Consider the following 18757-nt stretch of genomic DNA (forward strand, 5'->3'; position numbering starts at 1 on the left):
GGTGAACGACCGCCGCCGCATCGTGGGACGGAACAGTCCCTTCCCGCAGGCGCCGCGCGCGGCGCCCGACGTCGCTCATTCTCGTACCCGGAGGGGAGATCATGCCGTCCTCGGTGCCACCCCCGCGTTCACGTCGTTCGAAGAAGCGAAGCGCAACGCGCTCCTCGGGTCTCGCTTGGCGCGGTGCAGGGTGATGTCCGCATGCGCCCGCAGGACGTCGGGATCGACGGCATCGAAAGGGGCGAACGCGACGCCGATCGAGGCGCCCACGCCTGGCCGGCGCCCCTGGACGAGGTACGGCGCCGAGAGCACCGACGTGAGGCGTCCGGCGAGCCATTGCGCCTCTCCGACCGAAATGGTGGGAGCCTGCAGGGCCGCGAACTCGTCGCCGCCGAAGCGCGCGGCAGTGTCGCGGACCACGACCGTCAGGAACACGTCGCGCGGGTGGCCGTGGAAGGCGACGGCGGCGTCGTTGAGGGCAGGGATCGCGAGGGTTGTGCAGATCGGACACGATCATCGGCGCCGGGTTGGCCTCGAAGGGAAGCCGGAAGGACTGCTCCCAACCCGTCGCCTCGATGACGTCGCTGCGGATGCCGATCCTGCCTCCTTTGGCCAGGTTGCGATCCTGCACGCGCGTACAGCGGCCGTTCGAGAGCCTGTGCTTGTGGTCCCCCGTCTCGGCGGCGAAGCGGGCGAGCCGTTCAACGAGGCACTCCTCCTCACGCCCGACCGCGGCCGGCACGCGTCCGTCGGCGCGGCAGGCACTGAGATGGTCCGCCGATCGCACGCCGCGGCGTATGTCGCCCCCCTCGCCGTGGACCTCGACAGACCCCTGATCCCAGAACACGAACCAATCGTCCCCATCGAGGACGGCGAGCGCCTCCGGCGAGACTTCCAGCGCATCCCGGAGAAGGGACAGGGGAACATCTCCATCCTCACCCAGACTCATGATCCCATCCGGCCGTCCGACCCCCGTCGCATCGCAGGTTGCCCCAACCGGATTAACGCGCCGCGAAGCGCGACCCGCGCTCGTCCGGAGCCGGGCCACGTCGCAGGACGATCGAACCGACGGCACGTCAGGGAGATTCGCCCAGAAAGGTACCGGTTTCACGAAACCGCATGGAGCTCGCGGGAGCGCGCGAGGCGTCGCACGGTCGAGCGCCGTGAGGCGATCGTCCGATGGTCGATGCCAGGAAACCCGTCCCGAGGTCGAGCTTCCAAGGCAGCGAGCCAGGGGGCCGAGCGAGCACGGGCTCCTAGGAATGCGTTCGGCCCGAGCCCCCGCCACGACCGACCTGATCCCCTCGGCTCCTGAGAGGGACGTATCTCCGGCCCGTCGAGCACCTCGGTAGGCCGCGCACGCGAGCACGTCCGTCGGTCAGGATGTTGAAGATGCCGTGGCAGGCGACCGCGCTCGCCCCGCCGATCGACGGCGCGCCGCTTCCCGTGTCCGCCGGCAAGACCTCGAAGATGGTAAAGGGGGGCCGCCGCGCCTCGCGGCGAGCGGCCCTATTCTGGGGAGGAAAAGCCCTGTGAAGGGCTGCGCCCGAAGGCGCATCGGGATGACCACGGCGCGTCTACCGCAGTTTCGATGCGGCGCTCACTCGCCGCACCCTCGGTTCGCCTCCGACGTCCGGTGTCGAAAACCGCCCACCCGTCGAACACTCCTCATCGGCGCCCGCGCCTTGGATTCGGTGCGGCAGTCGACGACCTGGGAGGCAAGCGCGGGTTAGGGAGGCATCGGGCACAGGGAGAATGCGAGGGTCGGCTCGCCATGGCTCACACCAGCTCACTATTTTGCGACCTGGAGCAAGCTCATGCCGCACGGCCCCGGCGCTCTCCCACCGTTCCCTCGCTGGCCACCACGGAAGGGAACTCGCTCCGTCGGTCGTCGGCCCGAGCACTCCCCGCGCGCCGTGGATGTCAATCGGCGCGGTGGGGAGCAATGAGGCGACCTTGGATTGGACGATCTCGGAAGCCTCCAGGATGCCCGACGTTCGATTGAGACCCAGGCCACCAACCCATATGCTTGCGGCATGAGCATCACCCGAGACCAACTGCGCGCCGCGCGAGCCCTCCTTCACCTCAAGCAGCAGCAACTGGCGAGCCTGTCGCAGGTCAGTCTGTCGACCATTCGACGTTTCGAGGGTGGGCTCGAGATCGGTCCCCTCTACTCGGACGCGCTGCGTCGCTCGCTGGTCGAGGCCGGCGCGCTCTTCATCGACGAGGACTCTACCGACGGCATACCCACCGGCGCGGTCGGGGTCGTGCTCAAGCCCGCCCCGAAGCTCCCCGAAGCGACGCGTCTCCGCATAGCCGCCGACGCCGCGATTCCGGCGACGGATTCGCTTTCCGCGATCGGTGGCTCGCCCGAAACGGGTCCGTCCGATCCCTCTCCGTCCGAGACGGGTGGGGGGTCGGAGAACGGGGAGGCATAGGCGCAGGCCGTCGTCGGACGGGGCGAGGGACCGGGGGGACCGGAGCCGGTCCAAATGAGATCGTCTCACGTCGGCCTCTGAGGCGGGGGGCACGAGGAGTCCTTCCGGTGGACCGGGCCGGCTGGTCCGCATCCCGTCCTCGCCCGCTCGCCATCCGCAGTTCACCGTTCAGGACCATGCGCGACGAAGGAGCGCGTCGAGGTCGGTCGCCAGCGTCACACGATCCCGCGCGCCGACCACGGCCGCCGCCAGGGCAGGCAAATCCTTGGGCCTGAACTCGTACAGATCGTCGACGATCCTGAAGGCGGTGGCGCCTTCGCCGGCCGAAGGAGGCCGCGAGTAACGGGGCGCCGCGACGAGGGGGCGACCGGTCATCCGCCGGCGAAGGACGCGCCCCGGGCGTGCCCCGGCGACCTCGAAGCGTCGTCGGGCGAGCCTCGACTTGAGTTCGTCGGCGAAGCGGGACCGCGAGTCGGCGTGCGGCAGCGCGACCAGGAAACTCCCGGCCTCGATCGCGACGCCGGCCGGGAGCCGGCGGTCGCCCATCCAGCGCGGGTCGAGGCGGATCTGGCGGAACTGGGGCGCGAGCGGGTCCACCTCCTGGCCGCCGACGCCGCCGAAGCACCAATCCTCCTCCAGGGTCCAGCAGGCGTGTTCCTCCCGGACCAAGCACGCCAAGTGCGCCTGCGGATCGGGGATGGCGGCGATCACCGCCAGCGATGAGCCGAGGCGCGCGCCGAGCGCGTGCAGCCCCGGTGAGTCGAATGCGGCGACGCGCATCCCGCACGGGCCGGCACCGGGCCGCGGGCGGTTCCGGGGGCCACGGCGCAACCCCGGCGTCACGATGCGCGCCGGGAAGCCGGGCGCACCGACGTGTCCATCCTTCGGCGGCGATCGATCCATCATCTCTGTCCTTCCGGGAAGCGGTTCAATGGACGGCGTGTGGGCGTACCCTCGCCGGGCGCGGCGGACGCCGTGGGATGTGCGCCGATGTGCGGCGCGAGGTGTCGGTGAGGTCGGGGGCGGGGGAAGCCGCAGAGGAAGCGAGGAGTCCCCGGACGCATGCGGGGTGGGGCCCGACGCGTCGACCGTCGCGCCCGCCGGGACGGCCGTCCCGGCGTCAGGCTGCGTCGACCTGGACGTGGATGCCCGGATCAGACCGGGGCGCCGCCGCCACGGCGCTCGCGACCCTCGGGCGGGTGCACATCGACGATGGGGGAGCGAGCCTGGTGTCCGTCCTCTCGAGCGAGCGCCGCGCGATCGATGACGCCCGGGAGAGCGTCCGGATGGGACCGCGCCGGCGCGCCGAGCGCGAGGCGCCCGTCGCCGCACTGGAGGGGGGCGGCCGGTGCGCCGCCGAACCCAGGATGGCGGACGCCTCCTCACGAGCCGGACAGGCGCACACCTCGTCGCCGGATGACCGGCCGGTGGTGGAGCGCGGGGGCCGGGCGCGCGTCACCGCGCGCAAGGGGTCATCGGACCGGGCCGTCGGGCGACCCAGCGAGGCCCAGCGCTCCACGTCGACGTGATCGAAGTCGGTCAGGGGACCGGACCAAGTTACAGACCCAACCATGACGCTAGGGCGTCGTGGTCGCGCAGCCGGGCACGTCCATGCCGACGGCCAGCCCGAGGCTCGCCACCGCGAGGGCGAGCGCGGCCGCAATCTTCGGGAGGTCGTGCGGACGGAGCCGGTAGAGGTCGTCCACGGGGACGAGCCTGCCCACGTCGCCGGACCCCGCCAGCGCGTAGCGCGGGGCCGCCACGAGGGAGCGCCCCGTCCGGAAGCGGTGGTGGACCTGGTCGGGGCGGCGCGCGACCTTCTCGTACGACATGTCGTCCATGCCGGCCTGCAGGAGCGAGGAGAGATCGTCGGGCGACGCGCCGGGCGGCAGGTCGACGACGAGCGCACCGCGGCGCAGGTGCACGCCGGCCGGGAGCGGAGTTCCGTCGAGCCAGTTCCGTTCGAAGGGGAGGTGGTCGTAAGCGAACTCCTCCGCTTCCGCCGCGGCGGCGAACGCGATCGGCGCCTTCCCGTCGTTCGCCTTCCAGGCCGCGTGGAAGGTCTCCGTGAGGTGGGTCGCGTGCCGCGCCGGATCGGCGACCGCCGCGACGACCGCGACCGGGAAGCCCACCTCCTCACCCAACTTCGCCGTCCCCGCGCACACGAAGGCCGCCAGGAAGGCCTTGAGCGACGTCGGGTCGTCGCGGGCCGGTTCAGTCGCACCCTGGTTCGAGACCGAGTTGCGCACGATGTCGAGCATGGTTTTCCTCCAAGCCCAGATGGGCTGCTCGGAAGATGCGACCTGAACACCAGGAACTCAAGAGAGATATTGTATCTCTCCGCAACGTGGTTAGCCGCGAGCGGAGCTGCTCGTCCCAACATCACCGGAAGCAGGCGCGACGGCCTCCTCACCACCGTCGATAGGTTGGCGGTGCCCGGCTTGCTCCCGGCCAGTGTCGTCGACCGCGGAGGTGATCGATGGTGGCCTCCCCGGCGCGTCGACAGGGATCGGCCAAGCGCTTCCTCTCGCCGCGGAGGCCGCTCGTCGGGCCGCCCCCCGAGCACCTGCCCCGCGCATCCGCCGACATCCCCCAGATCTCGACGACGCTCGCCCGAAGGTCCGCCGCGTCGCGGGCATTCACCGGAGCATGCGGCCTGGTCACTCACGCGACGCGTCATCGACCGAGCCCTGGGAACCCGGCGACGGTCACCGAGGGGGAGGGTTCGGCGTCCGGCCGCCCGCGGCCGGCTTGACCTTGGCATTTCGGTTTGCGACGCTCCTCCGAGGTGCGGGATGAGGGTCGGCGGTGGGGGAGCATCCGCGGATGATCTTGAGGGGCTTGACCCGGACCATCCCGCACGCTCGACCGAGTCATTCCGAAGTGACTCTGAAAGGCGGCCCCACTTGAGCGTCGACGGACGAGCGGATCCGCCCATTCTCGCCGGCAGATACTTTCCTACCCGAACCGTGAGGAGCGGTGCACAAGCGACGGTCACCCAAGCGTTCGACACCGAGCGGAAGGGCATGGTCGCGATCAAGCGGGTGAGGTTCGGTCCGGACGACGAGCGCGGCCGGGTCGGCTTCCAGCGAGAGGCCGGTCTGCTTCAGGACCTGCGTCATCCGAACATCGTCGAGTTGATCGAGGTGGACCAGGACGAGGACGGCAATTGGTTCCTCGTGCTCGAATGGCTGGATCAGAACCTCGAGGACGTTATCCGCAAGCATGGCCCCATGACCGTCGGAGTCTTCTGGGACCAGTTCGGCGAGAAGCTTCTGGAAGCCATCGCGTTCGGGCACAAGGCGCGCGTCGCGCACAGGGACATCAAGCCGAAGAACATCCTCGTCTCCAACGACGACGTCCCGAAGCTCGCCGACTACGGGATCGCGAAGCTCCTGGACAACGGCGGCTCCTGGGCGCCCGTCGCCGGGCACACGTTCCGGTTCGACCGAACGCCGGGCTATTCGCCCGAGAAGCCGGAGGAGAACCACCCCCTCTCGCGCGACTGCTACTCATTCGCCGCGGTCCTGCTCTCCTGCGTCCTGGGAAGATGCTTCGAGGACGACGCCGACTTGGCGGTCGCATTGCAGGAAGCGGCGTTGTCCCCAGCGGTCAGGTCCGTCGTCGAGCGTTGCCTCAACCCCGACGCCAAGCTACGGCCCCGCCTGGGGTCCTTGCTGCTCGAGCAACTGCGCCATGCCCTTGCGGCCGATGAGCTGCGCGACGCACCGCCCATCGAGGTCTTCCTCAGGCTCAACGACAGGACGATGGGGGCGCTCCGTCACCGTCTCGGCACCGACGACAGGGACGTCCTGGAACGCTTCGTCTCGGAGGAGCTCGGCGCCTCCTGCGGCATCACCGCGGAGGCGCAGGACGACGCCACGCGCGTGGAGATCATCGGCGAAGGCTGGCGTTTCGACGCCATCGTCGCCGGCCGGGAGAAGGAACTCCTGCACGTGACCAAGGCCGGCGAGATCGGCGCGGCCGCGGCCTCCGACTTGAAGGAGTTCACCCTCGTGCGGGAGGTGCAGGCACGTTTCGGTCGGCCGAGGGACGAGCGGCGCGCCGGGCAGCAGTTGAACCTTCTCCTGGCGGAGGCACGCGACGTCGCGGCCCGCATCAAGGACGAGCGCAATTCCCGCGCGACGCAGCGCATCTTCCGCGTCTGGCGCGGATACCTGCGCGACCGGGCGGATCGCGAGGCGAAGAAGAGCAGCGCAATCAAATACGTCGACCGCAAGGCCACCGGCGACCGGGTGACGTTCACCACGGAGATCGCACAATCCGAGGACATCGTCGGGCAGGAACGCGTCGTGGTGGGTCCCGCCGGAAAGGCGGGCGGCAAGATCTCGGCCGTGGCCTTCGACCTCGTGACCATGGACGTCACGCACGGCGACGCTCGCCTCGTCCCCCGGCGCGGCGAGCTCTCGATGAACACCATCGCCGCGCAGAAGGCGCTCTCCCACCAGACGCACGCGCTCGACGCGGTGCTGTTCGACCGTGCGGTGAGCCCGCGGTTGAAGCCCATCATCCTCGATCCGAGGTCCGCGACGCCTTGCGAACCCGTGGACGCCGTCGTGCCCAGCGATCCCGAATTCGACGACGAGAAGCTGCGCATCCTGCGGAAGGCGTTGGGAGTGCGCGACGTACTCACCATCGAAGGTCCGCCCGGGACCGGCAAGACGAAGCTCATCACCGAGATCGTCGTGCAATGGCTGCGACGCAATCCCGGGCACCGCATCCTGCTTTCGTCCCAGACCCACATCGCCCTCGACAACGTCCTCGAGCGGGTGACCTCGCTCGATCCAAGGCTCGAGATCATTCGCATCGGCCGTCCCGACGAGCCCCGCATCTCGGAGGCCAGCAAGCGGTTGCTCCTGGATCGGCGGGTGGAGAGATGGATCACGGAGGTCAGGAGGCTGGCCGAGGACGACATGAACCGCTGGGCGGCGGAGATGGGCGTCGACCGCGCGGCCGTCACGGTCGGCATGAGGGTCGAACGGCTGCTCCAGCTGCAGCGCCGGCAGGACGAGATCGTGCGCGCCATCGCGGCATTGCAGGTCGAGAAGGAGGAGGTCGTGGGCGAGGTGGAGGACGTCCAGATCGACTTCGACGACGATGAGGCCGGCGACGAGGCGACCCAACTCGACAGCGAGATCGGCGATCTCCAGAGGCGCTTGGCGAGCCTGCGCAAGGAGGAGGGGGAGCTGCGGATCGAGATGGGCCGCATGGGTGGGTATGCGGCCGAACTCGCCGGGGCGGGCGACGTCCAGGATCTGGCGGATTGGGCCGTGCACTTCATGCAAGGTGGCGACGAGGTGCAGGCGTGCCGCGACCGGCTGGCCTTGCTCGAGGATTGGCAACTCCGCGTCGGTCGGTCGTCGGACTTCAACGCGGCCATGCTCTCGTCCGCGCAGATCATCGCCGGCACCTGCGTCGGCATGGCGGGCGTGAGGGGGATGGAGGAGGTCGCGTACGACCTGTGCATCGTCGACGAGGCGTCGAAGGCGACGCCCACCGAGATCCTGATCCCCATGGCCCGGAGCAAACGCTGGATCATCGTCGGCGATCCCAAGCAACTCCCACCATTCTTCGAGAACCTGGGTGAGGACCTGCTCGAGGCGTTCGACGAACGCGAGGTCAAGGAGACCCTGCTCGATCGCTTCCTGCAGGACGGCGCCGGCCTGGCGGACGGCTGCAAGGAACGTCTGAGGCACCAATATCGGATGATCGAACCGATCGGCGACCTCGTGAGCGAATGCTTCTACGACGGCGGCTTGATCAGCCCGACGGCGACGCACGGTCTCAAGCTCGGGTTGGTCTTCCCCAGACCGGTCACCTGGTACACCACGCATGAGCTCGCCGACCACGACGAGCATCCGTCCGGCGACACCTTCCACAATCCCGCGGAGGTCTCGGTGATCAGGGGACTGCTGCTCAGACTGCAGTTCGTCGCGACCTCCCAGAAGCGCCGCCTGTCCGTGGCGGTGATCTCCGGCTACACGGCGCAGGTCCAGGCGCTCGAGGGCATGGTCTCGCGAGGCATCGCCGAATGGCCCGACCTGGACGTGTCCAGCAACACGGTCGACGCGTACCAGGGTCGCCAAGCCGACGTGTGCATTTACTCCGTGGTTCGGTCGAACCGGCGCAAGAAGTTGGGGTTCCTGAAGGAGTCGCCGAGGCTGAACGTGGCCCTGTCGCGTGGTCGAAGCGCCCTGGCCATCGTCGGAGACCAGGAGTTCTGCCGGACGGCGAGGGGGAGGAACCCGTTCACGCCGGTGCTCCGGCACATCGACGCGAACGAGGCGACCTGCGCGACGGAGTCGGTGTTGTGAGGGCCGAGGACGTCGCCCGCAAGCACCAGTTCCGGGAGGGCTTCACGCTGGTCGACTACGCCGAGGTCGGCCTTCCGGTCTTCCGACTGACAATCGAGGCCGTCACGACGTCGATCAGGTCGCTTCCGACCATCCAGGAGTTCGTCATGCGCTGCATGGCCCTTGGGGAGGACTCGGAACCGGCGGTGGCGAGGATGCTCGGGCTTCGGGAGGACATCGTCCGTGGCGCCGTGGACGCGCTGGTGTTCGACGGGCTCTCCGTCCGCTCCTCGGCCGGGCAGGGCTCGAACGGCTTCCGCCTATCTTCCCTGGGCATGGAGAGGTTGGACGAGGAGTCGCGGGAGATCGTGCAGGAGGAGATGCTCGTCGTCGATTACGACGCCATCCGCCGCATGCCCATCAGACTCGCCGGGGAGAACGTCGTGAGGGCCGCCGACCTCAGACTTTTCGGGGCGGTCGAGATCAGGCCGTATCCGGCCACCACGCCGGCCCTGCACGACCTCGCGATCCCCGAGGTCACCAAGGCGATCCGTCGACAAAGCGGGGAGGACTTCAAACGCACCGTGCTGGCCCTCAAGCGCGTGGTGCGCCGCGGCAACCTGTTCCGTGAGGCCGTCGCGCTGATCTTCGCGGCCGACCGTGGAAACGAGGTCCAGGTCGCGTTCGCGTTGGATGGGAGGCTGTCGGACGCCCATGAGCGCTCGTTCGCCGAACACGGTGGACCACGTAAGATGGGTTTCGTCCGCGCGGTTCAGGAAAGCGGTTCGATGAGGAGCTTGGGACGGTTCTTCGGTGGAGCGCTGACGGCGTCGCTTCCGGACGGACCACGCCTCGCCGCCAGGCGGAAGGAGGAGGCCGAGGCGTCGACGCAGCTTCGATCCGTCGAACTCGCGGTCGAGGCGAGCCGTTCCGGGCGGCCGAGCCCCGCGGTGTCTCAGGCGTTGTCGGTCGCCAAGGGGAGGCTGTCTGCGGCCCGGCGCGACCTCGACGCCTTCGAGTTGCGCCCGCTCGCCTGCTACGAACAAAGCGAACTGCTCGCGGAAGCCATCGCCGGCGCCACCCGTTCTCTCACCATCACCAGCGCCGGGCTGCAGCCGAGCATGCTGACCCCCCATCTCATGCGGGACCTCGACCGCCTCTTGACCGGGCGGATCCCGTTGCACGTCGCCTCATACCTGGCACCCCGCACCGAGCCCCGGGGAGGGCAATACGACCCGGCGTCCGAATTGTCGAAGTGGTCCCACAAGGGTCGCATGCAGCTCACCCAGACGCGGCGGGGCGATTTCTTCTTCCTCATCCGCGACGACGACCTCGCCGTCGTGTCGAACAGGCCATTCCTCGGGGACGTCGCGCGCCGGTCGAGCTTCTCGCGCGTCGACGGTCTCGTGACGCGCCATCCGCCGAACGTCGAACGGATCAGGGAGATGGCGGTCGCGGCCTGCCATCCGATCACCGATGCCTGACGACGTTCGGGCATGGGCCGCGACCCACATCGGATACGTCCGGGCGAAGAACGAGGATCGCTGCGGCACCTCCCGCTGGCGCAGCACGGGCCAGGATGAGACATGGTCGGGGGAAATCGATCGCACGTGTGGCTGGGCCTTGATCGCGGACGGGATGGGCGGGCACGGCGCCGGCGAGGTCGCCAGCGGCGTCGCACTCCAGGCGCTGGCGGACCTCCTGCCGGGCATCCCCGATACGCCCGGCCTCGAACCGGCGATCGAACGAGCGAACGAGCGGGTCCATGCGGCGATGTTCGTCCCCGGGGGCCGGCCGGCCATGGGCACGACCATCGTCGGCCTCCTCATGAGCGCGCGGGAGTGCACGTTCTTCAACGTCGGGGACAGCCGGGGGTACCTCCTGCGCGATGGCCGCCTCGAGATGGTCAGCCGCGACCACGTTCCCGAGGTCGGCGGAGCGAGGGGCGGCAGAAGCCACGCCGTGACCCAATCGTTGGGCGGCACCTACGACCGGAGACGCCTCAAGCCCCATCTCTCGTCGACGACGCTGGGCCGGGGTGACGTCGTGCTCCTCTGTTCCGACGGTCTGACGGATCTCGTGGACGACGGGCATATAGCGGCCCTCCTGCGGTCGGGTTCGGATCGCCCGGCGACGGATCTCGTCGAGGCGGCCCTCGCCGCGGGGGGAAGGGACAATGTTTCCGTGATCGTCCTCGCCTTCTGACGCCCGCCCATGTGTGCCCGCATCGTTGAAGCAGGACGGGAAGGTGCACGCGTGATGGGCCTTGCGGCGGGAGACCTGATCCGTCCCGGACGCGCGAGGGATCGAGCGGGCTCGACAGGATGGGTCCCGGCGTTTGCCCCGGTTGGCGGATCGACGCCCTGTTCGCGCCGCGTCGCGGGGGGAGGGAGGACATTCCATGACGCGCACGACGCAGCCGACGAGGCCGCGGCCCTGATCCTGGATGATCCACGAACGCGATCCGCGCGGGACGGCGACGCGACGGCTTGGACGGCGCGCCTGCGCGCGAAAACCTACGACGACGGCGCGTGAGGAACAAGTGAGGGTCCTTGTCGGCAAAGTTGACCGCGGGTAGCATCGGATGCTCAAATTGCGGTGACGACGCGCGCCACCGAGCAATCGCGAACGAGGGAACGACATGCGGAGCGTCCTCCTCGCGTTCGCCCTGGTCATGTCGCAGATCGTAGGCTGCCAAGGAGCCCGGGCCACCTGCGAGCCAGCGCCCACGCGCTCCGCCGATGCCATGCGGCTCCTGCGGTTCCCCATCGGGCGTCCGGCCGTCGCGGCGTCGCTCGCCACCTGCGTCGACGACCCCGAGGATCCGCGCGCATCCTTCGCACGCGCGACTTACCTGACGCTCGCCGGTGACTACACGGAAGCCATCGCAGTCCTGCGTCGGCCCTCGATGCGTGGCCATGACGACGGCCGTCTCCTCCTGGCGGACCTACTCGCGGACATGGGTGGCCAGCCGGGGAGCAAGGAAGCGATCGACATCTACCGTGGTTTGGGAAGCTCCGTGGCGAGCGCCGCGGAGCAAGGGCTCGACCTGGCGACGCTACACGACAGCGCCGATCCCGAGGAGCGTCGTAAGGCCGTCGTGGGACTCGAGGATCGCATACGCTCCGAGGGCGCACCGATCGAAGCCCGACTCGGGGCGGCGTTGCTGTCGACAGCGCGGAACGACGCCGAACGACGGTCGGGCCGCGACCACCTGGAGCGGGCCGCCGGGGCGGGCAGCGCCGCCGCCTTGATCGAGTTGGCCGGCATGGCGAGTGCCCGGACCCCCGACCTGGATCAGGGGCGCGCCGTCGAACTCCTGGAGCGGGCCGTCGCGTCGGGCTCGGCGGAAGCCGAGGTCGCCTTGGCGATGCTGATGAAGGATGGCTGGAACTATCCACCGAAGGTGACCATGCCCCTGTTCGCCCGCGTCAAGCAGGAGGCCGACGAGGTTTTCAGGGCGACGGGCGACCCCGGAGCCGATCCGGAGGCAACGGGCCGGGCGCGAACGCATCTCCTCGAAGAGGAGCGGCGACTCAATGAGCAACTGTCGCTGCATCGGGACGTCGAGAGGGCGCGTACCCTCCTCCTCGCCTCCGCTGGTCAGGGTTATCTCCCCGCGGTCGTCGCGCTCGGCACCTTGTCGGCGTTCCACGCACGCGACGATGCGGAGTTCGAGCAAGGGACACAACTCTTGGAGGAGGCTAGCGCACGCGGGAGCGCGCCCGCCGCGGAGCGCCTCGCCGTGCTGCACGAGTTCGGGATGCCAGGCCTGACGGACGAACGAGCGACCGGCCTGTATTCCTTCGCGGCGGAACGGGGATCAGCGAGGGCGCAACTCGCGCTTCTCCGTCTCCAAGGAGCCGATCGTTGGCGGAAGGAGGAGTCGGAACTCGGTGGCATCGTGGCGGCCTTGCTCCCCGGTCGCCTCCCCAGCAGCGGGAAGGTCACAACGTATTCGCGTGGTCTGCCGACGGGGTCGCCGACGTTCGCGGCGCACCGCTGGTCCATCGTCAAGGTACGGGCGGAGGACGGGCGACAGGTGTTCGGCGCGACCCTGTACGAAGGGGATCGACTGCTCCTGCGATGGGGTGAGACGGTCGAGATCATTCGCCTCGGCGATCCGGACTCGGGCGAACCTCTGGGGTCCTTCATGGACCCAGCCGGCGTCGCGCTGACGGCACCCGTCCCCAGGGATCCGTTCGCGCCAGCCTTCTTCCGCCTCACCGTCGAAAGGCGGATCGAGGTCGCGGGGCCGACCCGCCTCCCCGACAGCCACGTCGTCCTCCGAGCGTTGGATGGCCCGGAGGACGCCATCGTGCTGCACGATCCCTCCGACGAGCGCTTCCGACTTGGCACGGAGCCGCTGGCGACGTCGCCCTACACGGAGGCGACGTCACGCCTCGATGCTCCGACGGAACTCGTCGTGCCCGACTTGGGAAGGGTGGCGGCGGTCGTCGAGGGGGGAACTGAGTTCCAGGTCCTGGTGGACGGACGAAGCGTCCTGACCGGTCATGTCCCGGACGGGCTGCGCCTCTACCTCGATTTCGCCCCTCGCCAGATGGCCGGGCGGCTTCGACTGAACTTGCCTCCCCCTGGAACCGCCACGCCGAACGAGATCGACAGGGAGTGGGATGGAGCGCCGGGTCCAGGTCTGGAGGCCGACGGGGAGGCGATCGGTTGGTTTTACTCCAAATATGCGTCGAAGGCCGACGGCCTCATGGCGGCCATGGTCGAGATGAACGCTTCCGTGCTCGCGATGCAAGCGGAGGCCAGGGGTGAGTTCGCTCGGAGCCTGCGGCTGCGCACCGCGGAACGTCACTTGGCGCTTGCGCGGTACGGCGCCGTTTCCATGGAGACCTTCCGAGCCGGTGCCATGATGGCCGAGCCCCTCGCGCGCCTGGGACGGCTCGACGACGCCGGCAAGGCGGCCGAGGAGGCCGTGCGAGGACTGGAGGCGTTTGACGCGACGCCCTCGACGTTCCTCGTCGACGCGTTGATGGAGGCGGGCTCCCTCGCCTCCCGGCGTGGAGATCTCGGCCACGCCATATACTACGCGCGCCAAGCCCTGGCGCTGTCGAGCACTCTGCCGGCGGACGACGGCGCGACCCGTGGCTTCCCCAGTGCGCTGTACCGGCAATCGATACATCGCCTGGCAGAGCTGTACGTCGCCGCGGGCGACCCCGATCGGGCGGACACCTACTGGCGACGGCTGGTCGCCCTGGATCTGTTGGACGATCCGGAAGAGGTGACCACAGGAGACATGTCGGCCTACGTCGGCTTCGCCGAGGCCGAAGCTGGTGAGGGGCACGCGTCCGCGAGCTTGATCGCGGCCGGCCACGTCATACCCCATGCCAAAGCCGACGCCGGCCAGCGGGACAAGGCGGATCCGCTCGTCCTGCCCATCGAACTGCCGTCCGCCGTCTCGCAGGTGTTCGGACCCGCTTCCAAGTCGTCCGTGGTGGGGAGCGCCTTGCTCAGGATGGGCGAGGCCTACTGGTTCGGGAGACGCCCGTGGTCCCACGACGAGCCGATCCTGGAAGGCGCGCTCGACGCCGGACTCGGTTCCACCGGTCCCGGGACCGATCTCACGGTACGGGCGGCGGCGCGCCTGGCGTTGGTGCGGCGCCTCATGGGAAAGGACGATCGCAACCTCGAGATGCTGGTCCACGCGGTCGGTCTCGATGATCCCGCTGCGCCCGGGGCGCTGGGCACGCTCAGCCACGACGTCCGGGATCTGTTCCTCTCGGCCTATTTCCAGACTCTCGATTGGTACGCCTCCGAACGTGGGATGGAGGAACGGGCGCGATTGAGCGCCGCGGTGGGGATGTTCTCCGCACTCGAAGCAGTCGACCCGTTCGCCCGCAGTTTCGAGGTGGCGCGGTTGCGCCGGCGCGCCTCCACGCCGGCGCAGTCCGCCGCGTTCGAGACCTGGGCCGCCGCCACGTCGGACGCAGACCATGCATCACGCCAATTGAACGCCATCGTCGGAGGCCAACTTAAGGGCACGTTGAGGGAGTTGGAGGAAGCGAGGGCGCGAAGCGCGTCCGCCGCGGTGAGGGCTTCGGAGGCGTCGGCCGTGCTCGCGACGACCCTGCCGGCGACCGGCGCCCCTCAATCCGGCGAGGCTCTGCTGCGCGCCGTGCAGGATAGACTCACGGACGACGAAGTCGTCCTGGACCTCCTCCCGACGCGTTATTCGGTGCACGCCCTCGTCATAACGCGCACCGGTGCACGCCTCGCCTCATCCCCGACCTCCAACGTCGAGGTGCTGCACGCCATAGCCAGGATGAGGGCGGCCCTCGACTTTCCACCGAATGCGGACGGCTCGCCCGCTCCCGCGAACTACGCTTTGGTGGACGCTTCGGCGCTGGGCGCCGTGCGACCCTTCACCTTGGACCTGCTCGGCCAGGACGTGGCGAAGGGCGGTCTGGTCGTCATCGCACACGGGGCGCTCAGCGACATCCCGTTCGAGGCCATCCCACTCGCGCAGGCCACGCCCATCGACGTGGCGGACGTGGGTCGGCATCCGGAGCTTTGGCCGGGGTTGTCCAAACGCGTCGCCTACCTTCCCGGCCTGTCGACCCTTCTCGAGCTCCGATCGGATGCGGCGACCTCGTCCGCCCCGTTTCCCGTGGCGGTCGTGGCCGATCCGATCATGGCGGACGACGTCCGCGCCACCAGCTCCATCGCCGGTCACCTCGCCGCGGCGCAGGACTGGTTCGCGAGGACGCAGTGGAGATTGGGTCGATGGCTCGGCGGCGTCCATCTGCAACCAGTACCCGAGACGGCCACTTTCGGCCGGCACGTGCTGTCGCAACTCGGCGGCGACCTCGCGCAGTTCCACGCGGGCCTCGGTGCGCGCCGATCCGAGATCCTCAAGGCGAGGTCGCTCGAAAGATCCCGCGTCATCCTCTTCGCCACGCATGGCTTGGCCGCCGACGTCGATCCGAACACACCCGAACCCCTACTCGTGCTGACGCCCCCGGAAGGCGACCCGGAAACCTTCGATCCTCTCACGGCGTCGGAGATCTCAACCCTCAGACTGGATGCGGACCTGGTCGTGCTCTCGGCGTGCGACACCGCGGCATCCGACGGCACCCCGGGCCGGAACGGCTTCTCGGGCCTCGCGCAATCGTTGATCGACGCCGGCGCGAGGTCGATCGTGGTCACGCAATGGGAGGTGAGGACGAATGTCACCCAGATCGTCATCGAGCGAACCTTCGCAGCCGCGCTCGGGGGCGCCGACCCGGCCGAGGCCCTCCGCCTCGGACGCCTCGCCGCAGCCGCTCGCTTCGGGCACCCGGCCCTCTGGTCACCCTTCGTCTACATCGGGGACCCGCGGCACCACTGGGCGCTCAGGTCATGAGAAGCGTTCGCTGCGCCCGGCGACCCGCCTGCAGCTCGGGGCCGTCGGTTTCGTCGGCAGCTTCGCGCCCACGATCATCAAGATGTACAATGAACTGCCCAACGTCGCCTTCGTGTTCAGGTGGGAGTGGGCAGTCGTGGTCCTCCTCTACGGATTGCTCGGGGCGCTCGTGGCCGCGATCTACCCTTACAGGGGAACACCGACCATGTGGTTGGCGCTCCTCCTCGGCTGCTCGTTCCCGACGGTACTCGGAGCGGCGGCCAGTCTCATGAAGGCCGGTGGTCCGGGCGCCTCCCTCGGCGCCGGGAACGCGGCGATGCATTGGGACTTGCTCGGCTTTCTGTCGCTCTTCTGAGCGGTGATCCGGAGTGGCCGACGACGCAGTGGTTCACGGTTCCCGGGCGCCCGTCCCGCGCCTGCGTCCGGCCGGCACCCAGATGACCGCCGCCACTTCGGCTCGGCACGCCGCTCGCCCCGGCTGGCCATCGGATCACCCAGCAACGACGACCTTCCGCGCCAGGGCTGCGTGGGTCGCCGGCATGACGTCGGCGAAGGCCTGCACGGAGCCCGCCTGCTCGTCGGCCCGCCGGATCGTCACTCGCAGCACCTCGTCCGTGTAGTGCGCGGTGCGCACGTCGGCCACCACGCGATTCATTATGCGCCGGTAACGGGCGGCGAGGGACAGCCAGCTCGCGACCGTCGCCATCTGCTCGACCATCCCACGGGGGTAAAAGACGGGCGGGTTCTCCACCCGCAGGTCGGAGCGGCGCTGCCGCCAGTCCTTGCGGCGGTCGCCGCCGAGCTGGAGCGGGTGCACGCCCTCGATGTCGCGCGTCTTGGACGACCACATCCCGATGTGCCGCCGGACGGCGGTGTCGAGACGCCTGGGATGGCAGGTCACCATTGGAACCACGGCTCGATCGACCCTGGAGGGCCCTGACGCGTGCGCGAGCGCCGCGCGGGCGACCCGCCGCGGTCCACGGGCCGCGCCGCTCCGATGCGAACCCCCGTCGAGGGACGGCACCGACGCACGTCGTTCCCCCGCGCACGTTCATGCGTCGCGCTCCGGCGATCGGTCGGGACATCCGCCGTTAGGCCATCAACAATCCCTTCGATCCAGGCTCGCGTCGTGCGACCGATCCACCGGGACGGCGCCGAGATCGCTGGGAAGGACCGGAGAATGGACGAGAGGGCGACCGAGGATCCCCACGAACTGGACGAGGCGGACGACGGCGAGGCGGAGACGGCACCGCCGCCGATGGGCGAGGACGAGTGGCGATCCCTGATCTCCGGAGGTCAATGGCGAGACATCGACCCGTCGATCCTGTTCTCCGGTCTGATGGATCACGCGGAGAGCATGGCCTCCGAGGCCTATGAGATGGTCGAGGAGAGGCTGTTCGAGATCGTGGAGCAAAGGACCCGGAAGAAGGCCGGAAAGGCACTCTACTCGGAGTGCGGGTCGGTCATGACCAGCAACGTGGAGACCGCATTGAAGATGGCGCTGGTCGGGAAGCGCGGTGCGCTCGCGCGGATCCTCAGGCAGAGGTTCAATTACAAGCTCAAGTGGTTGATCATAGACGAAGTGGGATCGGCCCTGAACAGGCAGGACAAGGCCACGATCGCAGGCTCGGGGGTGACCAAGTGGGCGACGTCCCCGGGTGGGAGCGAGGATGAGCTCAGGAGGAGGAAAGCGTTCGACATCCTGCACGCGGTCGGGAGATTGGGAACCCCAACGGAGAAAGTGGTGGTGGAAGGCATTTTCGCGAGGGAGACGATAACTTCCCTGGCGAAGTCCCTGAACGTGACGAAAAAGACCGTCAGAAACACCTTCTACAGATTCGTCGCGAAGTACAAGAGCCTGTGATCAACAACGACCTGGAGACATCAATGACCGAAGCAGCTCAGGCGACGCTGGAGGAGATCCTGCGCGCATTCGATCGGGAGTGCCCCGTCCCGACCCGTTCCGACGTGGACGAATGGTGCGGGCGGCACGTGGAGCACGCCGTCGGCATCCGCGGGCACGTCGACGCCAAGCTGGACGCCTTCATGGCGTTCGTGGACGAGGGGCTCGACGATGCCCCGACCCGACGTAAGCGGACGAAGGATCCCGCAGGAGCGCCCATCGACGTGATGCGTGTGCTGAGACCGCGGGAGGGCGACCCGGACCTGACCGATCTGCTGGAAGGGGCGGGGACCACCATGGACGAACTCGCCCGGACGATGGACATCGACGTCTCCGTGCTGCTGCAACTCGAGGCCGGTCGGTTCAAGGGCGCCGTCCCCACTCAGATCGTCCACGACCTTGCGGATGGACTCGCGGTCGATCCGATCGGCATCGTCGCCGCGGCCAACGCATCCCGGCTCCGACCGCGCGCCTGGCACGCCAGCAAGGGGGAGACCGTGGTCGATCTCCCGACCTGCGACGACCTCGTCCTCGCCGGCGACATGTCGGACGCGCGGAAGGAGTACTGGCTCCGCGACCCTTGACGTCGACCGTGGCGGAAACCTGGGGTTCACCCGTGGCTGCCAGGCTGGACCGCAGCGTTGGGACGGATCCGGGACGGGCCGGGCGCGGCGTAGGCGGGGTCGATGGACAGGTGGCGCGCGGTGCGTTGGATCGCGAGGCGTGCGAGGGA

At 69.0% G+C, this 18757-nt stretch carries 11 protein-coding genes; 7 read left to right on the top strand and 4 right to left on the bottom strand.

Going from position 1 to position 18757, the window contains the following annotated elements:
• Positions 1–99: 99 nt before the first annotated feature.
• Positions 100–435 carry a diguanylate cyclase domain-containing protein gene (locus L7N97_RS12765; protein WP_237478659.1) on the bottom strand — a complete coding sequence of 112 codons (336 nt, stop codon included), beginning with the start codon at positions 433–435 and terminating at the stop codon, positions 100–102.
• Positions 436–2036: 1601 nt separating this feature from the next.
• Between L7N97_RS12765 and L7N97_RS12770 the strand changes: the two genes are divergently transcribed.
• On the top strand, positions 2037–2438 hold the full coding sequence (locus tag L7N97_RS12770) for a helix-turn-helix transcriptional regulator (protein ID WP_237478660.1): 402 nt from the start codon (positions 2037–2039) through the stop codon (positions 2436–2438).
• 168 nt (positions 2439–2606) lie between these two features.
• Here the strand turns inward: L7N97_RS12770 and L7N97_RS12775 are convergent, their stop codons facing one another.
• Both L7N97_RS12775 and L7N97_RS12780 read right to left on the bottom strand, forming a co-directional pair.
• Positions 2607–3218 carry a hypothetical protein gene (locus L7N97_RS12775; protein ID WP_237478661.1) on the bottom strand — a complete coding sequence of 204 codons (612 nt, stop codon included), beginning with the start codon at positions 3216–3218 and terminating at the stop codon, positions 2607–2609.
• A gap of 797 nt (positions 3219–4015) precedes the next feature.
• On the bottom strand, positions 4016–4699 hold the full coding sequence (locus L7N97_RS12780) for a hypothetical protein (RefSeq protein ID WP_237478663.1): 684 nt from the start codon (positions 4697–4699) through the stop codon (positions 4016–4018).
• A gap of 534 nt (positions 4700–5233) precedes the next feature.
• On the opposite strand from L7N97_RS12780, the gene L7N97_RS12785 reads away from it, so the two are divergent.
• From L7N97_RS12785 to L7N97_RS12800, 4 genes are all read left to right on the top strand, one after another.
• Positions 5234–8773 (top strand): serine/threonine-protein kinase, encoded by a 3540-nt coding sequence (locus L7N97_RS12785; protein WP_255721656.1) that lies wholly within the window; start codon positions 5234–5236, stop codon positions 8771–8773.
• 1455 nt (positions 8774–10228) lie between these two features.
• The gene (locus L7N97_RS12790) at positions 10229–10957 is read left to right on the top strand and encodes a PP2C family protein-serine/threonine phosphatase (protein ID WP_237478666.1); all 729 of its coding nucleotides are present in this window, start codon (positions 10229–10231) and stop codon (positions 10955–10957) included.
• A 436-nt stretch (positions 10958–11393) separates the two neighbouring features.
• On the top strand, positions 11394–16121 hold the full coding sequence (locus tag L7N97_RS12795; protein ID WP_237478668.1) for a CHAT domain-containing protein: 4728 nt from the start codon (positions 11394–11396) through the stop codon (positions 16119–16121).
• 82 nt (positions 16122–16203) lie between these two features.
• Positions 16204–16476 (top strand): hypothetical protein, encoded by a 273-nt coding sequence (locus L7N97_RS12800; RefSeq protein WP_237478670.1) that lies wholly within the window; start codon positions 16204–16206, stop codon positions 16474–16476.
• Positions 16477–16611: 135 nt separating this feature from the next.
• Here the strand turns inward: L7N97_RS12800 and L7N97_RS12805 are convergent, their stop codons facing one another.
• Positions 16612–16971: a hypothetical protein gene (locus L7N97_RS12805; RefSeq protein WP_237478672.1), complete on the bottom strand. Its 360-nt coding sequence runs from the start codon at positions 16969–16971 to the stop codon at positions 16612–16614.
• 330 nt (positions 16972–17301) lie between these two features.
• Here L7N97_RS12805 and L7N97_RS12810 point away from each other — a divergent pair, with 330 nt between their 5' ends.
• The gene (locus L7N97_RS12810; RefSeq protein ID WP_237478673.1) at positions 17302–17985 is read left to right on the top strand and encodes a hypothetical protein; all 684 of its coding nucleotides are present in this window, start codon (positions 17302–17304) and stop codon (positions 17983–17985) included.
• A 23-nt stretch (positions 17986–18008) separates the two neighbouring features.
• Positions 18009–18608, top strand: a complete 600-nt coding sequence (locus L7N97_RS12815) for a hypothetical protein (RefSeq protein ID WP_237478674.1) — start codon at positions 18009–18011, stop codon at positions 18606–18608.
• Positions 18609–18757 lie beyond the last annotated feature (149 nt).

Source organism: Lichenibacterium dinghuense, from assembly GCF_021730615.1.
GTDB classification, from domain to species: domain Bacteria; phylum Pseudomonadota; class Alphaproteobacteria; order Rhizobiales; family Beijerinckiaceae; genus Lichenihabitans; species Lichenihabitans dinghuensis.

Excerpts from the sequence above, each read along its gene's own strand:
- L7N97_RS12770 (WP_237478660.1), top strand. The coding sequence starts at position 2,037 with ATGAGCATCACCCGAGACCAACTGCGCGCCGCGCGAGCCCTCCTTCAC.
- L7N97_RS12775 (WP_237478661.1), bottom strand. The coding sequence starts at position 3,218 with ATGCGCGTCGCCGCATTCGACTCACCGGGGCTGCACGCGCTCGGCGCG.
- L7N97_RS12780 (WP_237478663.1), bottom strand. The coding sequence starts at position 4,699 with ATGCTCGACATCGTGCGCAACTCGGTCTCGAACCAGGGTGCGACTGAA.
- L7N97_RS12785 (WP_255721656.1), top strand. The coding sequence starts at position 5,234 with ATGAGGGTCGGCGGTGGGGGAGCATCCGCGGATGATCTTGAGGGGCTT.
- L7N97_RS12790 (WP_237478666.1), top strand. The coding sequence starts at position 10,229 with ATGCCTGACGACGTTCGGGCATGGGCCGCGACCCACATCGGATACGTC.
- L7N97_RS12795 (WP_237478668.1), top strand. The coding sequence starts at position 11,394 with ATGCGGAGCGTCCTCCTCGCGTTCGCCCTGGTCATGTCGCAGATCGTA.
- L7N97_RS12800 (WP_237478670.1), top strand. The coding sequence starts at position 16,204 with ATGTACAATGAACTGCCCAACGTCGCCTTCGTGTTCAGGTGGGAGTGG.
- L7N97_RS12805 (WP_237478672.1), bottom strand. The coding sequence starts at position 16,971 with ATGTGGTCGTCCAAGACGCGCGACATCGAGGGCGTGCACCCGCTCCAG.
- L7N97_RS12810 (WP_237478673.1), top strand. The coding sequence starts at position 17,302 with ATGGACGAGAGGGCGACCGAGGATCCCCACGAACTGGACGAGGCGGAC.
- L7N97_RS12815 (WP_237478674.1), top strand. The coding sequence starts at position 18,009 with ATGACCGAAGCAGCTCAGGCGACGCTGGAGGAGATCCTGCGCGCATTC.